24 protein-coding genes are annotated in these 19,425 nt (G+C 37.3%); 8 read left to right on the forward strand and 16 right to left on the reverse strand.

The window, feature by feature from the left end:
• Window positions 1-262: 262 nt before the first annotated feature.
• The 3 genes from COD92_RS32390 (at window position 263) to COD92_RS29860 (ending at window position 1,781) form a co-directional block, all read left to right on the forward strand.
• Entirely contained in the window at window positions 263-406 is a 144-nt protein-coding gene (locus COD92_RS32390; RefSeq protein WP_176541480.1) for a hypothetical protein, read from the forward strand.
• A gap of 372 nt (window positions 407-778) precedes the next feature.
• The gene (locus COD92_RS29855; RefSeq protein WP_098533876.1) at window positions 779-1,294 is read left to right on the forward strand and encodes a YbaK/EbsC family protein; all 516 of its coding nucleotides are present in this window, start codon (window positions 779-781) and stop codon (window positions 1,292-1,294) included.
• 133 nt (window positions 1,295-1,427) lie between these two features.
• Entirely contained in the window at window positions 1,428-1,781 is a 354-nt protein-coding gene (locus COD92_RS29860) for a hypothetical protein (RefSeq protein WP_098533872.1), read from the forward strand.
• A 56-nt stretch (window positions 1,782-1,837) separates the two neighbouring features.
• Here COD92_RS29860 and COD92_RS29865 read toward each other — a convergent pair whose 3' ends face one another.
• Window positions 1,838-2,242 (reverse strand): hypothetical protein, encoded by a 405-nt coding sequence (locus COD92_RS29865; protein WP_176541479.1) that lies wholly within the window; start codon window positions 2,240-2,242, stop codon window positions 1,838-1,840.
• Window positions 2,243-2,462: 220 nt separating this feature from the next.
• Between COD92_RS29865 and COD92_RS29870 the strand changes: the two genes are divergently transcribed.
• Both COD92_RS29870 and COD92_RS29875 read left to right on the forward strand, forming a co-directional pair.
• Window positions 2,463-2,867 carry an SET domain-containing protein gene (locus COD92_RS29870; RefSeq protein WP_098533870.1) on the forward strand — a complete coding sequence of 135 codons (405 nt, stop codon included), beginning with the start codon at window positions 2,463-2,465 and terminating at the stop codon, window positions 2,865-2,867.
• A 218-nt stretch (window positions 2,868-3,085) separates the two neighbouring features.
• A complete protein-coding gene (locus COD92_RS29875) occupies window positions 3,086-3,622 on the forward strand; it encodes a hypothetical protein (RefSeq protein ID WP_176541478.1) in 537 nt (178 codons plus the stop codon).
• A 255-nt stretch (window positions 3,623-3,877) separates the two neighbouring features.
• Here COD92_RS29875 and yyaC read toward each other — a convergent pair whose 3' ends face one another.
• Window positions 3,878-4,486 (reverse strand): spore protease YyaC, encoded by a 609-nt coding sequence (gene yyaC, locus COD92_RS29880; protein WP_098533866.1) that lies wholly within the window; start codon window positions 4,484-4,486, stop codon window positions 3,878-3,880.
• 138 nt (window positions 4,487-4,624) lie between these two features.
• On the opposite strand from yyaC, the gene COD92_RS29885 reads away from it, so the two are divergent.
• The gene (locus COD92_RS29885; protein WP_098533864.1) at window positions 4,625-5,062 is read left to right on the forward strand and encodes a GNAT family N-acetyltransferase; all 438 of its coding nucleotides are present in this window, start codon (window positions 4,625-4,627) and stop codon (window positions 5,060-5,062) included.
• Window positions 5,063-5,117: 55 nt separating this feature from the next.
• Here COD92_RS29885 and COD92_RS29890 read toward each other — a convergent pair whose 3' ends face one another.
• The 9 genes from COD92_RS29890 to treP form a co-directional block, all read right to left on the reverse strand.
• A complete protein-coding gene (locus tag COD92_RS29890) occupies window positions 5,118-5,738 on the reverse strand; it encodes an RraA family protein (RefSeq protein WP_098533862.1) in 621 nt (206 codons plus the stop codon).
• Between the two features lie 104 nt (window positions 5,739-5,842).
• A complete protein-coding gene (locus COD92_RS29895; RefSeq protein ID WP_098533860.1) occupies window positions 5,843-6,076 on the reverse strand; it encodes a hypothetical protein in 234 nt (77 codons plus the stop codon).
• Between the two features lie 13 nt (window positions 6,077-6,089).
• Window positions 6,090-6,308, reverse strand: a complete 219-nt coding sequence (locus COD92_RS29900) for a hypothetical protein (protein ID WP_420491154.1) — start codon at window positions 6,306-6,308, stop codon at window positions 6,090-6,092.
• Window positions 6,309-6,368: 60 nt separating this feature from the next.
• Window positions 6,369-6,602, reverse strand: a complete 234-nt coding sequence (locus COD92_RS29905) for a hypothetical protein (protein ID WP_098533857.1) — start codon at window positions 6,600-6,602, stop codon at window positions 6,369-6,371.
• Between the two features lie 220 nt (window positions 6,603-6,822).
• Window positions 6,823-7,500, reverse strand: a complete 678-nt coding sequence (locus COD92_RS29910; RefSeq protein WP_098533855.1) for an SOS response-associated peptidase — start codon at window positions 7,498-7,500, stop codon at window positions 6,823-6,825.
• 62 nt (window positions 7,501-7,562) lie between these two features.
• On the reverse strand, window positions 7,563-8,834 hold the full coding sequence (locus tag COD92_RS29915) for an S-adenosylmethionine decarboxylase related protein (RefSeq protein WP_098533853.1): 1,272 nt from the start codon (window positions 8,832-8,834) through the stop codon (window positions 7,563-7,565).
• A gap of 120 nt (window positions 8,835-8,954) precedes the next feature.
• On the reverse strand, window positions 8,955-9,662 hold the full coding sequence (gene treR / locus COD92_RS29920; protein ID WP_098533851.1) for a trehalose operon repressor: 708 nt from the start codon (window positions 9,660-9,662) through the stop codon (window positions 8,955-8,957).
• A 14-nt stretch (window positions 9,663-9,676) separates the two neighbouring features.
• Entirely contained in the window at window positions 9,677-11,347 is a 1,671-nt protein-coding gene (gene treC / locus COD92_RS29925) for an alpha,alpha-phosphotrehalase (RefSeq protein WP_098533849.1), read from the reverse strand.
• A gap of 80 nt (window positions 11,348-11,427) precedes the next feature.
• The gene (treP, locus tag COD92_RS29930) at window positions 11,428-12,852 is read right to left on the reverse strand and encodes a PTS system trehalose-specific EIIBC component (protein ID WP_098533847.1); all 1,425 of its coding nucleotides are present in this window, start codon (window positions 12,850-12,852) and stop codon (window positions 11,428-11,430) included.
• A gap of 574 nt (window positions 12,853-13,426) precedes the next feature.
• On the opposite strand from treP, the gene COD92_RS29935 reads away from it, so the two are divergent.
• Window positions 13,427-13,975 carry a GNAT family N-acetyltransferase gene (locus COD92_RS29935; RefSeq protein WP_098533845.1) on the forward strand — a complete coding sequence of 183 codons (549 nt, stop codon included), beginning with the start codon at window positions 13,427-13,429 and terminating at the stop codon, window positions 13,973-13,975.
• Window positions 13,976-14,160: 185 nt separating this feature from the next.
• Here the strand turns inward: COD92_RS29935 and COD92_RS29940 are convergent, their stop codons facing one another.
• From COD92_RS29940 to COD92_RS29960, 5 genes are all read right to left on the reverse strand, one after another.
• Window positions 14,161-14,553, reverse strand: coding sequence for a thiol-disulfide oxidoreductase DCC family protein (locus COD92_RS29940; RefSeq protein ID WP_098533843.1), 393 nt, complete (start codon window positions 14,551-14,553; stop codon window positions 14,161-14,163).
• 237 nt (window positions 14,554-14,790) lie between these two features.
• Entirely contained in the window at window positions 14,791-15,459 is a 669-nt protein-coding gene (locus tag COD92_RS29945) for a DUF2642 domain-containing protein (RefSeq protein WP_098533841.1), read from the reverse strand.
• A 190-nt stretch (window positions 15,460-15,649) separates the two neighbouring features.
• On the reverse strand, window positions 15,650-17,035 hold the full coding sequence (locus COD92_RS29950) for a hypothetical protein (RefSeq protein ID WP_141561163.1): 1,386 nt from the start codon (window positions 17,033-17,035) through the stop codon (window positions 15,650-15,652).
• Between the two features lie 85 nt (window positions 17,036-17,120).
• Window positions 17,121-17,693: a hypothetical protein gene (locus tag COD92_RS29955; RefSeq protein ID WP_098533837.1), complete on the reverse strand. Its 573-nt coding sequence runs from the start codon at window positions 17,691-17,693 to the stop codon at window positions 17,121-17,123.
• Between the two features lie 132 nt (window positions 17,694-17,825).
• Window positions 17,826-18,914 (reverse strand): CotH kinase family protein, encoded by a 1,089-nt coding sequence (locus COD92_RS29960; RefSeq protein WP_255286862.1) that lies wholly within the window; start codon window positions 18,912-18,914, stop codon window positions 17,826-17,828.
• A gap of 182 nt (window positions 18,915-19,096) precedes the next feature.
• On the opposite strand from COD92_RS29960, the gene COD92_RS29965 reads away from it, so the two are divergent.
• Window positions 19,097-19,425: hypothetical protein (locus COD92_RS29965; protein WP_176541477.1), on the forward strand; the 329-nt coding region annotated here is incomplete at its 3' end.

Raw genomic sequence — 19,425 nt, forward strand, 5'->3', positions numbered from 1 at the left:
GAAGTGGAAAAAGAAATAGTATTGCCAAATATCTACTTTCTGTAGGACCCTATAAGGAAAAGAATAAAGCCCCTGAAAAGGATGGTATCAAAGACAGTGAGAAAAATGAAGAAAAATAATGAAGAAGAAATTGTCTACTCTAAAATTACAGGTGAAAGAAGACCACCTAGCATATGTACTACAATAAGAGAACCGAACTTAGAATTGATGGCTAAAGCCATAATTGATTTGTACTATAAGACAAAGAACGAAGGGGATTCTGATGAACAAAGAAAATGATCATGTGAAAAAGCCAGAATTTCAGGAGACAATTTATATTAAACGACTCGGTACTGTGACTTCTCAAGGGAAATTTAACAATAAAGCGTATGTTCAAAAGCAAGTATTTTACTGGCAATGTGAATGAATAGATTTATTAATTGCAGAATATAAATTATAAGATATACAGAATTTTAACTGTTGTAAAAACCCATTTTGTAAACTATAATAAATGTAATAAATTTCATACTAAAAGTGAGTGTAATAAACGTTAATATAACAATATTCTTAATCAAGATTTAGAAGATGTGCAGCGCGTATATCATAACGTTGATCTTGGTGAATAATGAAGGAAAGCAGGCCATTTTGGTTCTGCTTTTTTTCTTATCTAAAGAATACCGTCCGGAAGACTCCCCATAATTTTCTACCTTGGAGCATAAATAATAAGCCGTCTATTCGCTTTAATCTGATAAAGTGTGTTATTATTTTAATATTGCAAATAAGGGGAAGGATGAGTCAATTGTCATTTGAAAGTGTTAAGAAGCATTTTGAACAGTGGAACCGGGAGCAGGATGTAATGGAATTTGAAACATCCAGTGCAACAGTGGACCAAGCAGCTGAAACCATCGGTGTAAGTCCAGCACGAATTGCTAAAACATTATCCTTTCGCGGGTCGGAGGAAAAGGCAATTTTAATTGTTGCGGCGGGTGATGCAAAGATTGATAATAAGAAGTTTCGCCAATTCTTTGGTTATAAAGCTCGTATGCTGTCGCCGGATGAGGTGCTTGAGCAAACAGGCCATGCAATTGGAGGCGTTTGCCCGTTTGGGTTAAAAAATGACCTAGAGGTTTACCTGGATATTTCCATGCAGCGATTTACGACGGTCTTTCCGGCATGTGGCAGCACCAACTCCGCCATTGAGTTAACGAAGGAAGAATTATTTGAATACTCTGGTGCTAAGGAGTGGGTAGATGTCTGCAAAGGCTGGGGAGAGGACGAAGAAACGGCAAATGTTAATCAACAAATAGAGGTATAGAGGGGAGCACCCTTTTAAGTGGCTAACTAAAATGGGTGATTTATTAATAATTTGCCCTTGTGATTAATATAATTACAGTGATTTTATTTTGAATTTTACAATTACAATCATCATAGGAAGAAGGAATCAGGTGATGAAATTCAAAATATACCGCTGTAATTGCCGGAAAACTTGGTCGATCCAAACCAGAAAGTCGAAATTTAATGCCGGTTCTGTTCTTTTAAATGCTAACTGGTCTGCTGAACTGAAGCCGGAACGGAAGCGCGACCCAAAAGGATTTGTTACAACACAAGGAGATATAGGGATTATTTATAATCCTGACAATGAATTGGTTGAACAATTCATTAAGGTAGAGAAGTTAATTTATGATAAAAAGAATGTCAATTTTAATGTTGAACAAGGTACATGTTTATACTTTGCTGAAGATGGCACCTGCTATATTCTAAAAAGAATGGAAGACCGTTTAACGGTAAGTGAAAAAGTATAATATCTGTTAAAAGAGCTTGGGCAGCCAAGCTCTTTTTTTGCTATCTTTTGCCATCTTTATCTTGGCGTAACCGGTTTAACTGAAAGGGCAGGGGTGTAACTCGTTGTTACACAGCCAGCTAAGTGGCTGTGCGTTAATAATCCCAACTCAAGAGCTGCTTTTATTTTCGTATCATCCGGCCTTCTGATTACCTGAATGAGATCTGTCATCTGTAATTCTTCTAGCCTTTTAACGGTATCTGCCTCATGAAATTTCTCTATTTTTCGGATTTGTCTTTGGAGCTTGAACCCGCTAGCAGTAATTTCACCTTTTTGCTGAGTACCGACTAGTTGATTAAAATAACTTTGAAAAACATCCTTTAATTCATTCATTTCAAGCTCAATTTCTTTTTTTTGTTTATTTAGTTCGTAATACCTCTGTAACATCTCACCAGTTATCAAGGACTTATTGTTGTTAACCATGCTGCCATCCTCCTATACGAACGTATATTCTATAATATGTTGGGGAAGTCAATAATATGACCATACAAAGGCAGTCTTAAAAACAAAGTTAACACTTTAGAAACCTACTAAATGGTGACAGGCACCAAAATGGTACAAAAAGTATTTGCTTTCTTGTCGTTAGTCTGGCAAGCTTAATAATGATAAATCTTCTTTAAGAAAGAGCAAATAGGTGATTAATATGATAGAGGTAAAAACATCAAAGCTAAGTGATGGGGAATTGAACAGAGGGGTATTTGCGACTTGTGATATTGCAAAAGGAGAGTTGATACATCAAGCACCTGTTCTTCCTTATCCCAATGAGGAACACATTCATATCGAAAAAACGTTATTGGCAGATTATGCATTTGAATATGGTATAAATCACACCGCCATTCTTTTAGGCTATGGTATGCTGTTTAACCATTCCTATCAGCCCAATGCGACATATGAAATAAACTTTCCAAATCACACCTTTGATTTCTTTGCATACAAGGATATTAAAGCAGGAGAAGAGATCTTAATCAATTATAATGGTGATGTGGATGATAATGAACCACTATGGTTTGATAAAGATAAGTCAAGTGAGACGAAAGATCATTTATAATTCAAAATTAGATCGAGGTAAAAGAGCACATTCTGTGCTCTTTTCTTTTTAGCTAGCATAGTACCGAATTGGATGCAGGAGTACTCCATTATAGATGAATTAATTTACACAGTGACCTTTAGACCAACTAGTTTAAGAAAACCAAGACATCTGCCTATGCCTTTTAATTGTTTAAACATATTCTAGACTGTAACCTAAATAAAGGAGAGATGCTCGAAATGATGGGAACAGGTGGATATCCAGGAATGGATGGTTATGGCAGCATGAGTATGGGAGGATTCCCAGGTATGGGTGGTATGGGAACAGGCATGCCGGGCATGGGCGGATTTGGTGGTATGGGAACAGGCATGCCGGGCATGGGCGGATTTGGCGGTATGGGAACAGGCATGCCGGGCATGGGCGGATTTGGCGGTATGGGAACAGGCTACCCAGGCATGGGCGGATTTGGTGGAATGGGAGCAGGCTATCCGGGCATGGGCGGATTTGGAGGATACCCAGGACATGGCTGGCATGGCGGCTGGGGTGGAGGATACCCAGGACATGGCTGGCACGGCGGCTGGGGTGGAGGGTACCCAGGACATGGCGGACATGGAGGAATGAGTGGATACCCAGGACATGGCGGACATGGAGGAATGGGTGGATTCCCAGGACATGACGGACATGGAGGAATGGGTGGATACCCAGGACATGATGGACACGGTGGAATGGGTGGCTATCCAGGCCAAGGTGGAATGAGTGGAATGGGTGGAATGTAATTTCTCCCTTCATTATGAAATAACAACTCGAAATAAAAAAGTTTAAAATCGTATTAATGGAGTTCTTTAACTAGAAACTTGAATAAATCACTTCAATCAAAAAGTAAATAATTCTCAAATAAACAAAAAAGCCTTGGAATCATTCAAGGCTTTTTTTGTATTAGTGATCTTTAGGCAAATTAATCTGCCAAGAAACACCAACCTGACCATGAACCCAGCCAAACCTTTCACTAAATGGCAAATCCCATAATGGCATTAACAACCGTTAACATGCAGCAAAGGATGGTCAGAGGGATAACGAAAGAATTGCCTAACTGCCAATGATATCCCTTTTGCAATATTAGTAGCCATCGTGTAAATAAGATGCAGATTGGTGTATAATAAACCGCTACCAAGGACTGCGTCATTAGTAAGAACAACCCCCATGACACTGCAGTCTCCAATCTGAGGCAGGTTTTGTCCAAGACCTAAGCCTGGCTGCAGCGGACCACGGCGCAAAACAATCGAGTTAACAAAATCTATCGATCCAAGCACACTATCAATCGAAATGACAAAACTGTTTTTTGGGAAGGAGTGACGTGACATTTCCGGAACGATGGTGGTTGCATCCATTGGGTACTCAAGGTTTCCTAAGACCGTTAAATGATCAGGAAAGGTGTTACGGAGCAATGTTCCAACAAAGGGTCCAAGGCTGTCACCGCTTATTAAATTTGAACCAATCCCCACTACATAAATGTGCTTTGTCCCTTCTGGAATGAGTGAATACAAGGTATTGCGAATGAATAGAGGTGCAAGTCGGTCATCATATGGTATTACTTTCTCAAGAAACTTTGGTTCACTTAGATTGTTCTGTTTAACTCCCACAACTGTCACACCTCACAAAGATGGCTTTCAAAAAAATATTCTTCATTTACACGGCATAATCCTTCCTGCTAAAATAAAAATCTACTAGGTGGGAAATATTGCTATAATTATTTTAGTGAAAAAACAAGGAGGACCAATATGTTAATCCAAAAAGCTACCTTAACTGAACTTGAGCCATTAACCGAGTTATTTGATTTATACAGGATGTTTTACAAGCAAGAATCTGATTTAGAGGGGGCTAAACAATTTTTATCAGAAAGAATCAGCAAGGATGAATCTGCTGCCTTTATTGCATTGGATGGAGAAAATCCGTTGGGGTTTGTTCAACTATATCCATCGTTTTCAAGTGTAAGCATGAAGCGTTCATGGATTTTAAACGATTTGTATGTAAAAAAAGAAGCCCGGGGAAAGGGCGTTGGTGAGAACCTATTAAAAAAAGCGATTGAATTCGCAAAAGAGACAGGAGCAAAGGGTCTATTTTTAGAAACGGCTAACGATAACTACAACGCCCAAAGACTCTATGAAAAAATAGGTTTTAAAAAAGAAGAAAATTATTTCTATTATTATTCCATTTAAGTAGAAGCTTTAGAAACAACCCCAATTCCGGATAGAAAATGGGCAGGGGAACGAGCTATTTTTTAGAAAGAAGTTCATCTAAATATTTAATGGTTTCTCCATAATTACCTGAAATTCTATCCTCGCGGAGTTGATCTTTTTTAAGTTTGTCCAATGATTCTGCCAGTATTTCCTGTTCTCTTGCTTGAGGTATAATGACTACCCCATCAACATCACCCACAATGATGTCACCAGGTTGGACAGACACTCCCCCGCAGGAGATAGGTACATTGATTTCTCCACCCCCGTCTTTAGCACTAGCTGCTACAGTTGTCCCTTTGACGAAGACGGGGAATTTTATTTCCTTGATTCCATTAAGATCACGAATCGCACCATCTGCCACTAGACCGCCAATGCCAAGAGTTTTAGCCATCCCTAGGAAAAAATCACCAGCAATCGCTCGATATTCATCCCCTTTAGCATCGACTACTAAAATATTACCAGGCTTCGCTTCTCGGATAGCTTTTAAAACAGTAAGATTGTCACCAACTGGAGTTTTAACGGTTAGCGCCCTCCCTGCAATTTTATAATGATCTTCTAAGGGTTTGATAGAAGGGTGTAGGTTATTTAACCCATTCATTGCGTCAGAAATACAGGTGGTAGGTATCTCCCGAAATTTATCCACAATCTGGTCCATAAAAAAACTCCTCTTCATTTATTTTCCATAGATTATTATAGCTTGTTTTATAATAATTGGGAAATTTCAAAAAAAAGGACTTCCGTAGATAGAAGTCCTCGCTTTTATAGAATACTATTTTTCACAGTCGAGCTGTCATTCAAATCATTATCCAATATAAATGAAATAGGGATTAACATTGGAGCAATATCTCCATTTTGCTCACCATATCCTTGATTGCGTTTGTAGGAAATAAATAAATCGGTTATTTGATTAGGTCCCATATTAAAAACAGATGCATGGTCGAAGACATTTACTTTTATATCTCCAAGGCTGACGTTCATCGGTGCAAAGATCAACTGTATCCCCCCCTTAAACAATACTGTTTTTGGCAGTATTGCTATCAGTTACATCAGTATCTACGACATATGATATTGGGATGTTAACAGGAGATAAATCACCATTTTGTTCTCCAACCCCCTGGTTTCGCTTATAAGAAAGCAACTGATCAATAAATTGGTTTGGCCCAAGGTTTATATAAGAGGAATTATCCACTGTGTTGACTTTAAAGCCTAAAAAGTTAATGGCCATTGGGGCGATATTCAAGTGTATCACTCCTAATCATTAAGTTTACCTACCCTGATTTAAAAACTAGGGACAATTTATTTTTGTACTAGTTGAATCAATTGTATCATCGTCCTGTATCATATGGATTGGAACAACCGTAACGGAATCATTACCTAATTGTTGACCAAATCCTTGATTCTTTTTTCCAACAACATTAATTCCTTTAAGAAAGGATGATCCTAAATTAACAGCACTTCCGTGGTCAGGGCTATTAATTTTCATGTTGCCAATATTGACATTTGATGGGATAAAAATCAAGTTTTAATCCTCCTTTCATAATAAACCCAATAGACTGTATTAATTAATATATTCAATGAAAAGGATGATAAGAACATTACCTTTAGAACCAAAAAAAGAAAGTGGGTCTGCCACTTTCGAAAGAAGGAAAACTTTTATGGGTTAGTACATCATATGTTGGTGCTTGTACATGCATGTAGTGAACATGTCCAATTTTAAAAAAATTTTTCAAAAATAGGCCTTAACAAATTTTTTGGATAAGCTCAATCGAGTTATTCTTAGGAGAATTCACTAAGGATGAAACCTCATAAGTGTCCATTAAATTTTCATCAAATGGAATCAGCAGAGGTTTCAAGCTATTCGAATCGGTAATGTCTGGGTTGAGCCAGGTAGGCTCATCTTGCCGATTTAAAATGACTGGCATCCGATCATGAATATCTTTCATTAATTCATTGGGCCCCGTTGTAATGACAGAACAGGAATAGAGTACTTTTCCGTCCGGAGCCTTATAACCTTCCCAAAGCCCAGCCATGGCAAATAATTCATTGGACTTTAATGTAATCCGCATCGGAGTCTTCGTTTTATCACTATGCCGTTTCCATTCATAAAAGCTGTCGGCGATCACTAAACAGCGTTTTTTCTTAAAGGCATTACGGAAACTCGGTTTCTCGGTAAGCGTTTCCGCTCTAGCATTAATCATTTTATTGCCAATCGAAGGATCATTCGCCCAAGGAGGAACAAGACCCCATTTTAAAAAGCCCATCCGGTTTGACGATCCATCATTGATGACGGCCAGAACCAACTGAGAGGGGGCAATATTATAACTTGGAGCAAACAACTCCCCGTTAAGGAAGGATTGGATATCAAAACGATCGATGATCTCTTCAATCGTTGCAGTTAATGTGAAACGGCCGCACATCATTTTCACCTCGAGAATTATGTTACATTTATTGTATCAATTGCTAGATAGGAATACAAAAGTTAACTAGACCCAAGATTTTTCATTCGGTCCAATAGTAGTCCATCAGTCTGAGGGTTTTCACCGCACACAAAGTCTGTCATATAGTAGGAGAGGTACTCTCCGTAATGATTGTCTGTTTTTACTAAAAGATCGTCCACATAATAGACTCCATTCTCGATTGCATCATTAAGCAAAACGGCAAAGGCAGCGTATAAGCCGCAGGCAGCCTGGAAGTAGGTGGCGTTTGTTTTTAATTGTTCATAAGCAAAATCATTGGCTACCACATTATACATATATCTTTCTTTATCCGGATACACGAGGAGCACCCCCACTAGGTCCTCTCCACCAAGGGGGGACTCAAGGGGGTCGAGAACCTTCCTATCCAATTTCCAGATTTTATCGGGATGATTCAAATTATTTCGGATTAGATTGGTTGTATGATCATTTACTTTATAGAAGTAACCACCCTCTAGATCAAACAGTCTGCACAAAGTATAACAGTCTTCGTGCGGCATTAAACAGCCATGAAACTTCTTGTCCCCTAAAGTCACTTTGAATTCCAAGTCAAACGTATGTTCATAAAGGAAAAGGGGAGTCTTATGTTTCATATACATCGGATAACTTTGTGTGGCTAGCTTAAGGAAACATTCAGGGGACCAGGTAGTATAAATTACATTGGTTTTACCGGCTGTCTTATTTTTAAAGAAGGAGGTATCGTTTTCGACTATAAAGCAGGCAAGAGGCTGCTCATTTGGATGTTTATTCATCAGTTCGACCGCCATCCATTGAACAACCCCAGGATTCATTCCAGAACAAACAATCGCTTTTAAGTTGCAATAATCATCCTTATATTTTTCAAAAAAACGAAGTCGTTCAATCAGTGGAAAACCCTTGTTGTCAAATGGATGGTCATCCAAATAGATATTTTCCAATGCGCTATTAATATAATTTACTCCCAGCTGGTTGCAGCAGTCTAGCATTTCAATTGTATCTGCTAATGAAACATCTATGACGATAGATGTATGTGACCTTTTTAAAAAATTCCTAAGTATAATAGTATCCATTAAATCTACTTGATGGATTCTTAATTGTTGTAAGAGATCGGGGCATATGCTCTTATAATAATCTAGTGGTCTTTGTTTGTTGTCAATTAAATCGATGGTGCTGTGGTAAATCTTTTGATGAATAGGATCGTGCTGATTTGTGCTTGCTTTATTTAAGAGTGTGAGCAGGGACCTTGCCAGTCCGCCTGCACTTCCCAAAATGGTTATTACAAGCTTGCTTTCGTGCATGTCATCACCTCGTTTTTTTGAATTCTTAATAGAATATGCAAAAAATAGGAGGGCGGTTGGACAACCATAACGAAAAATTAAAAAAGAGACCTTTACTAAAGAAAGGTCTCCCAACAGTCATTATCTTCTTGCAAAATCAACAAAGCGAAATTTATCGGGACGGTGTCTTGATTCTGTATACTGAAACAGAGTGGCATCATCTAAATAGACATAGTTCTTTATTACAACTACATTATAAAAACCTTCGAGATCCAGCAGTAAGCGGTCTTCAGGGGTTGGTTCCTCTACGACTATTTCCTTTTTTGCAAAGCTGATTGCCAAATTCAATTGGTTTTCAATGTATTCATAAATGGAATCAGCACAAATTTCCTCGGTTAGCGAAGGGACAAAGCTTTCGATTAAATAATCTTTATCTAAAATAATTTTTTCTCCGCCCATTTCCCTCGTCCGGACTACCTTCCAAACAAGGTCTTTGCTTCCCAACTGTAGCTGCTGACGGATGAAGCCATCGGGCTTAATTAATTCTAGCTCATTCACAATGGTATTTGGTTTCTTGCCCATTTTACTTGCGAGTTCCTTAAAGCTTACTAATCCGCTGACGGGAAAATCAAATTTACTGATGTCGATAACAATGGATCCTTTTCCTCTAACCTTTTGAATATAGCCATTTTGTGAGAGCAAGTTTAATGCTTTTCTGATTGTTTCCCTCGATGTGTCGTATTGGTCTTTTAACTCGTTTTCAGAGGGAAGCAGTGTCTGCGGAGCTAGTCCTCCATTCTTGATTTGCTCAACAATGCTATTATAGATGGTTAAGTACTTGTTTGTCATAACGACATCTCCGATCATTTTTTCAGGTGGTAAACGATAGACTCGTAAGGACGCAGCACCATTTCCCTTCTTGGTTGTGCGGGGGAGTCCTTATAGTTAGAGATTAACATTTCACAATGTTTGTCATCAAGGTTTAATTGAGAAGGGAGGGTCATCCTCTTTTCTCTGCCGTAAAAATTATTGATGACCAGTAATTTTTCGGAAGCTCTGTTTCTAATAAAAGCAAAGATTTCTGGGTCTTGACCTAAAATTAATTCGAAATCACCATCGGTAATGACATCAAACTCTTTGCGTAATTTAATCAGCTTTTGATAATGATAGAAGATGGAATTCGATTCCTCGACTGCCTTCACAGCATTGATCTCTTTATAATTTGCCGCAGTGTTAATCCATGGTGTACCAGTGGTAAACCCACCATTCTCACTATCATTCCATTGAACCGGGGTTCTGGAATTGTCACGAGATTTTTGCTTCAAGATATCAAGGATTTCTTGCTCTTCAAGGCCTCTAGTTTTCAAAATTTGAAACATATTTAATGACTCGACATCACGATATTCATCGATTGCGTTAAAGTTTGGATTAGTCATTCCAAATTCTTCGCCTTGATAAATATATGGTGTGCCCTGCATCATGTGAAGGGTTGTCGCCAACATCTTTGCAGATTCGCTGTGATACTCCTGGTCATCTCCAAACCTAGATACGACACGCGGCTGGTCATGGTTACACCAGAAGAGGGCATTCCATCCGCCGCCTTTGTTCATTTCAATTTGCCAGTTGGATAGGATATCTTTCAAAGCTTGAAAATCAAAATCTGCTTTTGTCCATTTGTCGCCATTAGGATAATCGACTTTCAGGTGATGGAAACTAAAGGTCATATTTAATTCTTCTTGGTCTGTATTCGTATAACGAATACAATTATCAATCGAAGTTGAGGACATTTCGCCAACGGTCATGATATCGTATTTTGAAAACACTTGTTGATTTATTTCATGTAAAAACTCATGGATTCTTGGACCATCTGTATAAAATTTTCGTCCATCGCTGTCATCTTGAGGAAAGTGCTGATCTTTAGAAATTAAATTGATGACATCCAAACGGAAGCCGTCAACGCCTTTCTTTAACCAAAAGTGCATCATCTCATATAGGGCTGAACGTAATTTTTCGTTTTCCCAGTTTAAGTCCGCTTGAGTGACATCGAATAAATGAAGGTAATATTGTTCGGTTGTCTCATCATATTCCCACGCAGATCCGCCGAATTTAGATTCCCAGTTGGTAGGGGGTTCGCCGTTTTTGCCATCTTTCCAGATGTAGAAGTCTCTGTACGGATTATCTTTTGAAGACTTGGCTTGTTTAAACCATTCATGCTCCGTGGATGTATGGTTTATGACAATGTCCATAATGATTTTGATATCACGTTTATGGGCTTCCTCAAGGAGTAAATCAAAATCTTCCATTGTCCCGTATTCTTCATGAATGGAGTAGTAATCACTGATATCATAACCATTATCACGCTGTGGAGACTTATAGATTGGTGTCAGCCAAAGTACGTCCACACCGAGTTCTTTTAAATAGTCCAATTTTTCAATAATTCCCTGGATATCTCCAGTACCATTTCCTGTTGTATCATTAAAACTCTTTGGATAGATTTGATAAACGACTGCTTTTTTCCACCATACTGTTGACATGTAAATACACCTACCTAATTTATTAATTAATCTAATGTGGAAAAGGAGGGAGATGGTCTCCCTCCTAGATGGAGTGCTAATTATTTGCTTAGTCTAGTCTTATTCAAGCGTGTTTTTGAGAAGATTGTAGTTAAGATGAATGGAACTACAATCGCAATCACCATACATACTGCGAACATTGCCATATGTTTTGCCTGGATAGAAAGAATACCAGGGAGACCTCCGACACCGATGGAGTTAGCCATTACACCACTTGCAACAGATACAACACCTGCAATCATCGAACCGATCATCGCAGCTAAGAATGGGAAGCCATATTTAAGGTTAATACCGAACATTGCAGGCTCTGTTACACCTAGATAACAAGAGATTGTTGCTGGGATTGAAACTTGCTTTTCTTCTTCGTTTTTACGGTTAATAAAGATCATCGCAAGAACGGCTGAACCTTGAGCAATATTTGATAAGGCGATCATTGGCCATAGATTTGTGCCGCCAAACTGACTTACTAATTGAAGGTCAATCGCGTTTGTCATGTGGTGTAAACCAGTGATAACAAGTGGAGCGTAAGCAAATCCAAATACTGCCGCAAACAACCAGCCAAATGATGAAGTTAAGCTAGAATAAACAACGTGAGAGATGCCAGCGCCGATTTGCCAGCCAATAGGACCTAAGATTGTGTGTGCAATTAATACAGTTGGAACTAAGGCAAAGAACGGTACAACAATCATGGAGACTGAGTTTGGAACGATTTTACGTAATCTTGTTTCAAAGAATCCTAATACTAATCCAGCTAAAATAGCGGGAATAACCTGTGCTTGATAACCAATCATTTCAATTTTTGCAAAACCAAAATCCCAAGTTGGAATTTCCTTTGCACCTGCAACCGCGTAAGCATTTAATAATTGCGGTGATACTAGGGTAATACCAAGAACAATACCAAGAATTTGAGACGCGCCCATTTTCTTAGCAACCGACCAGGTGATTCCGACTGGCAGGAAGTGGAATATCGCTTCGCCAATCAGCCAAAGGAACGCGTGAACACCGGCCCAGAACTGAGACACTTCAATAATCGTCTTTGTTCCATTGTCTAATAGTTTAATGTCACCGATAATATTTCGAAAACCAAGGATTAAACCGCCGACTACTAGGGCCGGGATTAATGGTGTAAAGATTTCAGCTAGATGTCCCATCATCCGCTGGATCCAGTTCTGATTTTGCTTGGCTGCTTTTTTTGCTTCTTCCTTAGACGTTCCATCGACGCCAGCAATTTTTACAAATTCGTTATAGAAGCTAGGTACTTCGTTCCCAATGATAACCTGAAATTGTCCAGCTTGGGTAAATGTACCTTTAACAAGTTTGATGGACTCAATTTCTTTGACGTTTGCTTTACTAGGATCATTTAAAACAAACCGCATTCTAGTAACACAGTGGGTTACGGCTGCAATGTTTTCTTTACCGCCGATGTGTTGTAGTAGTTCTTTCGAAGGATCTGTATACTTCGTCATTTGTCTTTCCCCCTAATGAAATGGTTTAATGACCATTTACTTTCTATTAAAATTAAAACCCATATAAAGCAGGCAATGTGTACGATTTCATAATTCATTATTGCTTGTATATACAAGTTTTGTTTACGGTTTCATTCTAACTTGTATATACATGTCTGTCAACAAATAAATTTTAAGTTTTTTAAAATAGTTTTCCAGCTGTCAAAATCACTAAATTCACTATTATTATGGGATTTATTATATCTAGACATGCTTTAATGTCCTTATTGGATATAATGGGCAAGAAAGAAGGAAGGCTAATTTATTATTTTGGGATAAGTCTTTCGAATTACTTTTCTACTTTACAGTAATAAATTATTGATAGAAGATTCCGAAAATGGTAAAATGAACTTGTTTAAATTCTTCTGAGTTTAGACCTCCTAATTGTGAGAGCTTAGCCTAGACCACTAAGTTCTCTGTTTGAACCTTTGAATCTATTCAAAGGTTCCTTTTTTTGCTTATTGGCATTTCTAGCGGAGAATTTGATAATATAAGTTTAAATAATGTCCTTTTAAAAAAGTGAGGGAACATAAAATTGGAATTTTTGACGTTTGATCAGTGGGATGATCGTTTATGGGACAGGGTCAGGCCCATTTATGATCAGGCATTTGCTGATAAAGGGGCAAAGCCTGAAAAGATTATCCGCAATATGTTTCGAAAACAGCTTTGTTTTTTACATATCGGACATGATGATGGGCGAGTTGCAGCGATGGCGTTAACTGGTAAATTGAAAGAAGCAAATTCGCTGCTTATTGATTATTTGGCAGTGGAAGAAGAGCTGAGAGGACAGGGTATTGGTATACACTTGTTGAAATACATAAAGGATTGGGCAATGACGTCTGAAAACTATAATAGTCTAATTATTGAGGTCGAAGCCGAAGAAACAACCGAAAATCAGGCCCGGGTTGCATTCTGGAAAAGATGCGGTTTTGTCTTAACTGAATATATTCATCAGTATATCTGGGTGCCTGAGCCCTATCAGGCAATGTATAAAAAACTAATGCCGGACACGAAATTATCAACCGATGGGAAGATCCTTTTTACCTATATTGGGCAATTCCATAAAGCGTCCTTTCAACGATGATTTGAATTTTATAATGAGGTACAGGTAAGGTTGAGTATGCCTTTGAGTCATTTGGGATTTGATTTATTCAAAACTATAATGGATGTGATTAAAAAGAGCCTGGTTGAGTATGTCTTCTTTTTGATTTTTAGTATTTTTAATCAAGGCTTTAAAAAGACTGTTACCGTTTCCGTCTTATAAAACTTTCACTCTAAAAATCTGCTTTTCCACTCAGGTGAGGGGAGCAGACAAGTTTCTCTTTTTCCAAACCATTTATAACGGTTAGCTGCCACGAGATTATAGACAAAATCCCGAGCAAAGGGAGGGACAACTAATAGAAACGTGAACAGCGGCCAAAAGCCATTCAACTGCTTACAGACACGTAAAGCGGCCTCTGATTTTAGGTACAATTTATCTCCTTCCATTAAAACAAAACTGTTAACGTTCAACTCTAAGCCATGTTTTATCAAAATCTCTTGACCAGTCTTTCCTTGAAGAGAAGTGAATGTAAAGATTCCTTTAGGGTCTCTTTTTAAAATAAATTGAACGCTGCTATTGCAGAGATTACATTCGCCGTCGAATAAGATTATACGTTCCATTTACACACCAACTTTATCCAAGATATGTATAGCATAGCATATCAGCAACCAATCATAATAAACAGCAAGGATATTGCATGCAGCAAGGAATATTGGGTTAGATTGTACACCCTGAAAGGACAATGTCCACGAATGGTGCCTGACACCAATTTATGTACAAATTTAAAGAGTGTCACATGACACTCTTTTTTGATTGATCCCAAAAGCTTGTTTAAAATTAGCTTAAAAAAAACCTAACTACGTCATATGAATTGTTTTGATATGCTGGAAGTTGATATAAATGGGGTCTTCTTTAGCGCTAATTAATTCAACAAAGTTATTCTTAATGGATTGAATCTTACCGATCACATTTTCGTTCTCCCCGATATTAAACACGATTAATTCCCCGAGTAATTTTTCAATTTGAACTTCAAAGGACCTTGCAAACGTTAAGTTGCTTGGACTCACTGGAAGGCTGGCGTTGCTTAATCCATAAGGACGTTGATTGTTGGTATACGGGATTAACCATTTTAAATGGTTTAACGAGATAAACATGGTTTTGTATATCGGCGAGTAGAAGACAAAATAATTATTCATGATGCTAATGATATAACCATGTATGGCTTGGTTACTCGTGACATAGATTTCTGTAAAAATTCCTTTTGCTGCCGTAAGGGTTTTCCGTAACGAGATCTCTTCATTATGATTATAAATGGGTGTTGGTTCGTCATTAAAGGTGATTTCATCAATTTCATATTGTTTCATGAACTGCCAATTTTGAATATGAATGGTTGGAATATAAAGATAGTCAGTTCCATTAAATATAACCCATAAATCACTACCGATATCCACTAAAAGCCCAAATATATATTTCTTACCGGATATTTCAAGTTTAATATATTTGCCGATATTTTCTTTTAATTTCACGGACCTACTCACATCCTTTCCTAAGTATTTCCATTCACAAATAGAGAGGGGCTGATATGATCGTTTCGTTTCTTTATGCATCTAAATAATTAATCGGATTTGCCCAGCTCATATTTGTAAGAGGACATGGATGCCGTTAAAATGCTTTGTTTGATAGAACAATAGATTCTTCATTGTGAAAATTGCGGTATTAAAACCTAAAGCTTCGTTGATTGCTCCTTGGCCATCCAGCAAACGGGAAAGTTCTTTCTTGATTTCGGGGAACGGGTTCACCGGTGAAGCGGAAGGCTCTGGTTTCTTGGTCTTTTTGTTTCCATACATTTTTAGTATCGTTATCGACTTTTTCGTTTGAGGTAGTTTCTGATTTCTTAGTTGCAGCATATTGTGTGACAACAGGCTTTGAGGCTGTTATGGTTTCTTGAGGTTTTTCATTTTTCTTTTCTTTTTTAGATGAAGATAATGAAGATACCGTGGATGTCTGCCTACTGGTCTTTTCTGTGTCTTTATTCGATTTCATATCATTGGCTTTAGAAACCGTCGATTCGACCTTCTTATTCTCATTTGGAATCGTTTCATTTTTTTGTTTCTTCATCTCATTTTTAAACATTTGATTTGGTTCAAACTCATCAGACTGTATTTTTACTTTTGAAGATTGGTCATCCTTTATAACCGGTTCTGTTTTGATCGGATTCGACCAAATCTTCATAAAGTTTGGCTCCATAACCTCTGAGGCTACAACTTCAGTTTGTTTGTTTGATGTGGATTTAGATTTATATTTCTTTTCACTAGTAGTACTCTTACTCGTAGTATTTTTAATTGTCTCTGCTGTATATTCTTTCGGTGCTTTAGCAGAGCTTTCATCTTCAGCTTTCTTTTTTGATTCATCCGTTTGTTTTGTCTCTTTAGTATTCTTTGTTTCTTTAGAATTCTTTGTTTCGTTAGACTCCTTTTTTCCGTTAGAATTCTTTGTTTCGTTAGACTCTTTTGTTTCTTTAGAATTCTTTGTTTCGTTAGACTCTTTTGTTTCTTTAGAGTTCTTTGTTTCGTTAGACTCCTTTGTTTCGTTAGACTCTTTTGTTTCTTTAGAGTTCTTTGTTTCGTTAGACTCTTTTGTTTCTTTGTTCCGATTCTTAGTCTCATTTTTACTTTCTGTTTTTTTCTGTTCTTTTTTCTTTGGTTTTTCTTTTATAAAACCTTTTAAAATATTGGAAACATGTGTTACTTTGATTAGGATTCGCTCTTCGCCATTAATTAACGTAACAAAATCTTCATCTATTTCACTTAGTACGCCGTAAAAGCTTTGTTTATTAATACTTAAGATCGTTACCCAAGAATATTGGAAGGAGTGTAAAAGCTCCATTAAGCTTTGTGTTTTTTGGAATTCTACAGTTGCTTTCTCAGGCTGAAACTGTCTTGTATTCTTTGTAATTGCTTGAATTTTTTCAATGTTATAATAAAAAATATATTTATTTTCAGTTTCTAATACAACATGGTCTGTTTCTACGCCAATCAATTTTCCTCTAAATATGTCTTCACCCACATAAAGATTTACCTGAAAACCTTTTAGTAAATCCAATGCAGCTGAAAATTTTTCTAACCCCATGTTTCATCCTCCTTAAGAGATAATGGGTCGCTTCTCTTTTCGAGAAGCGACGTAATGGTTAATCGTTATCTTCGTCGTTATAATCTTTATCGTTATAATCTTTATCGTTGTTATCATTATCGTTGTTATCGGAATTGTGGCTGTAGCTGGATGATCTGGATGAGCTGGAATTTGATTTCCCATCATCATCTTTTCCTGATTTATCCACCATTAAGCCGTAACTAATATTTCGAATGTGCTTCAATGAAAAACGAACCACTTCTTCATTCACGATGAGGGAGGCATAGTGTTTGTTTGAATCACTAAGTACCCCCTCTAAAGACTCTGGACCACCATCGCGGTTAATTTTTACCCATTGAAATCTAATGCTATCTAGAAGTTCATGAAAATTATGTGCTGTCTTATAATCTAATTTTTCAGGAATTTTCAAGCCCAATTTCATAGCATCTTTAGAACTTTCTGTGATACTCCTGACATGGTTCGTTTTATAATAGACGACCCCGTCTTTTTCGGTTAAGAGTACAAAGAAGTCTTCAAATACCGCAAGTAATTTCCCAATTCTTGATTCTGGACCGCCACGATCTACCCTAATTGTTTTACCAACATGCATGTTCATAAGTTCTCTATCCATAAAAGTTTTTTCCTCCTTTATTAAATAAACATTTACACTGCATCTATATGTATCACGGTATGATGTTGTACTAATAAAGAGGCCCTTTTTCGTGTTTTTTGCAAAAAATAGGCAAAAAAAAGTATATGATATTCAACCATATACTTTGTCATCCTGTAGTTTAATTAGTTGCTGCTTTAAGTAGCAATTTCGTTTTTCAATGAAATTAACAATAACGTCCTTTTCCGAATCAAGAGTATTGCCTTTTCTGTTAATATAAGGGTCCAATTGTATATAAGGCTTCAGTGTTTCAAAAAGTTGTTCAATAATTCCTATTTGGGTTTCAACCGTAAATTGGTTGTCTAAAATGTTGGAAAGAATCTCACAGTATTTCTTTTTAAAATCAGGTACATGAAGTAGTCTGCCGGTCAATGTATTATACCCGGTTATAGGTACAAAGTCATGATCAAGCCGTTTACCGTGCAGATCTCTGCCCCAAGTCCCGTCATAATCCCATGGAGTTATTTCAAAAGTGTTGGTTTCACCACTTCGGTAGAGTGCATAATTATGGATAAAGCCGTCAAAATTTTGGGTACAAACAACTCCCGCCAGCCATGTTAGATACTGGTCCACATTTAGCACCTTTGTTATTTCTTCTTCAAACTCTTCATTTTTAAGTGTGTTAGTTTTAGTGATTAAATCTTCTAAATGCGACAAATCATCTTCATCACCATATTTAAGGGTATATCCTTCGAGTATATCCGTTTTTAATTTCTTTTTTGGTGAGAGCAGGGAGAAATTTGCGTAATAGTTAGTTGCATAAATAATGGGTCCCTTTGGTAAATTTCTTTTTTGTAAAAGAAATTGATCGAAAGATTCGATTTCTAAATAAATACCTTTACAAAAACCATTTATATAGAGAAGAACATGCTTGGAGTGGGGGGAAATGACACCAATTGTATCAAAGAAATCAAATGAAAGCTTGTTACGACTAAGTGAGATATCATTGTACTCAGCGTTTAAATGGACTTCATGAGCGCCATTAACGGTAAATGGTTTTTGAAAAATAATGTTAAAGGATTTCTTTTTTTTCTTTCGGATTACATTTCCACGATATGCCAAGCCGATTGAATATTGATTGTTTCCTATTTTGAGGACTGCCTGAACATGTTCATCCATCCAGATATCTTTATTGAGCTGGTTTAACGTCTTGGGATTGATAAAAATTTCATATTTTTGCAATTTAAAAACCCCTATTAAATACATATTTTTTAGAATACTATGCTCTGACTTTAGCAATGGTGCAGTTTATAGGCAACTTGGTTAATTTTAAAAAAATAAACTTTTGTCTATTACACTTTCATCCTTTCTTCCATAAATTATCAATGAAGTATAAATATATTGGAAAGTGGTGGAGTGTTTAAATGAAAATGGTAATGGAAGATCTACTTACTCAAGCACAAGAGAACGGGGTAATTGAATTTTTAATCAATAACCCTGTTGAATTTAAAAAAGGTTCTAAAGGACCTAAGGGTACTAAAGGCTCTAAAGGACCTAAGGGTACTAAAGGCTCTAAAGGTAGTAAAGGTTCAAAGGGCACAGGTGGTTCTAAAGGTTCTAGCGGTTCTAAAGGCTCTAGCGGCTCTAAAGGCTCAAAAGGCTCTAGCGGTTCTAAAGGCTCTAAAGGCTCTAAAGGCTCTTCAGGCAGCCATGGTTCTAAAGGCAGCCACGGTTCTTCAGGCAGCCATGGTTC

It is taken from the genome of Bacillus sp. AFS037270, assembly GCF_002585305.1.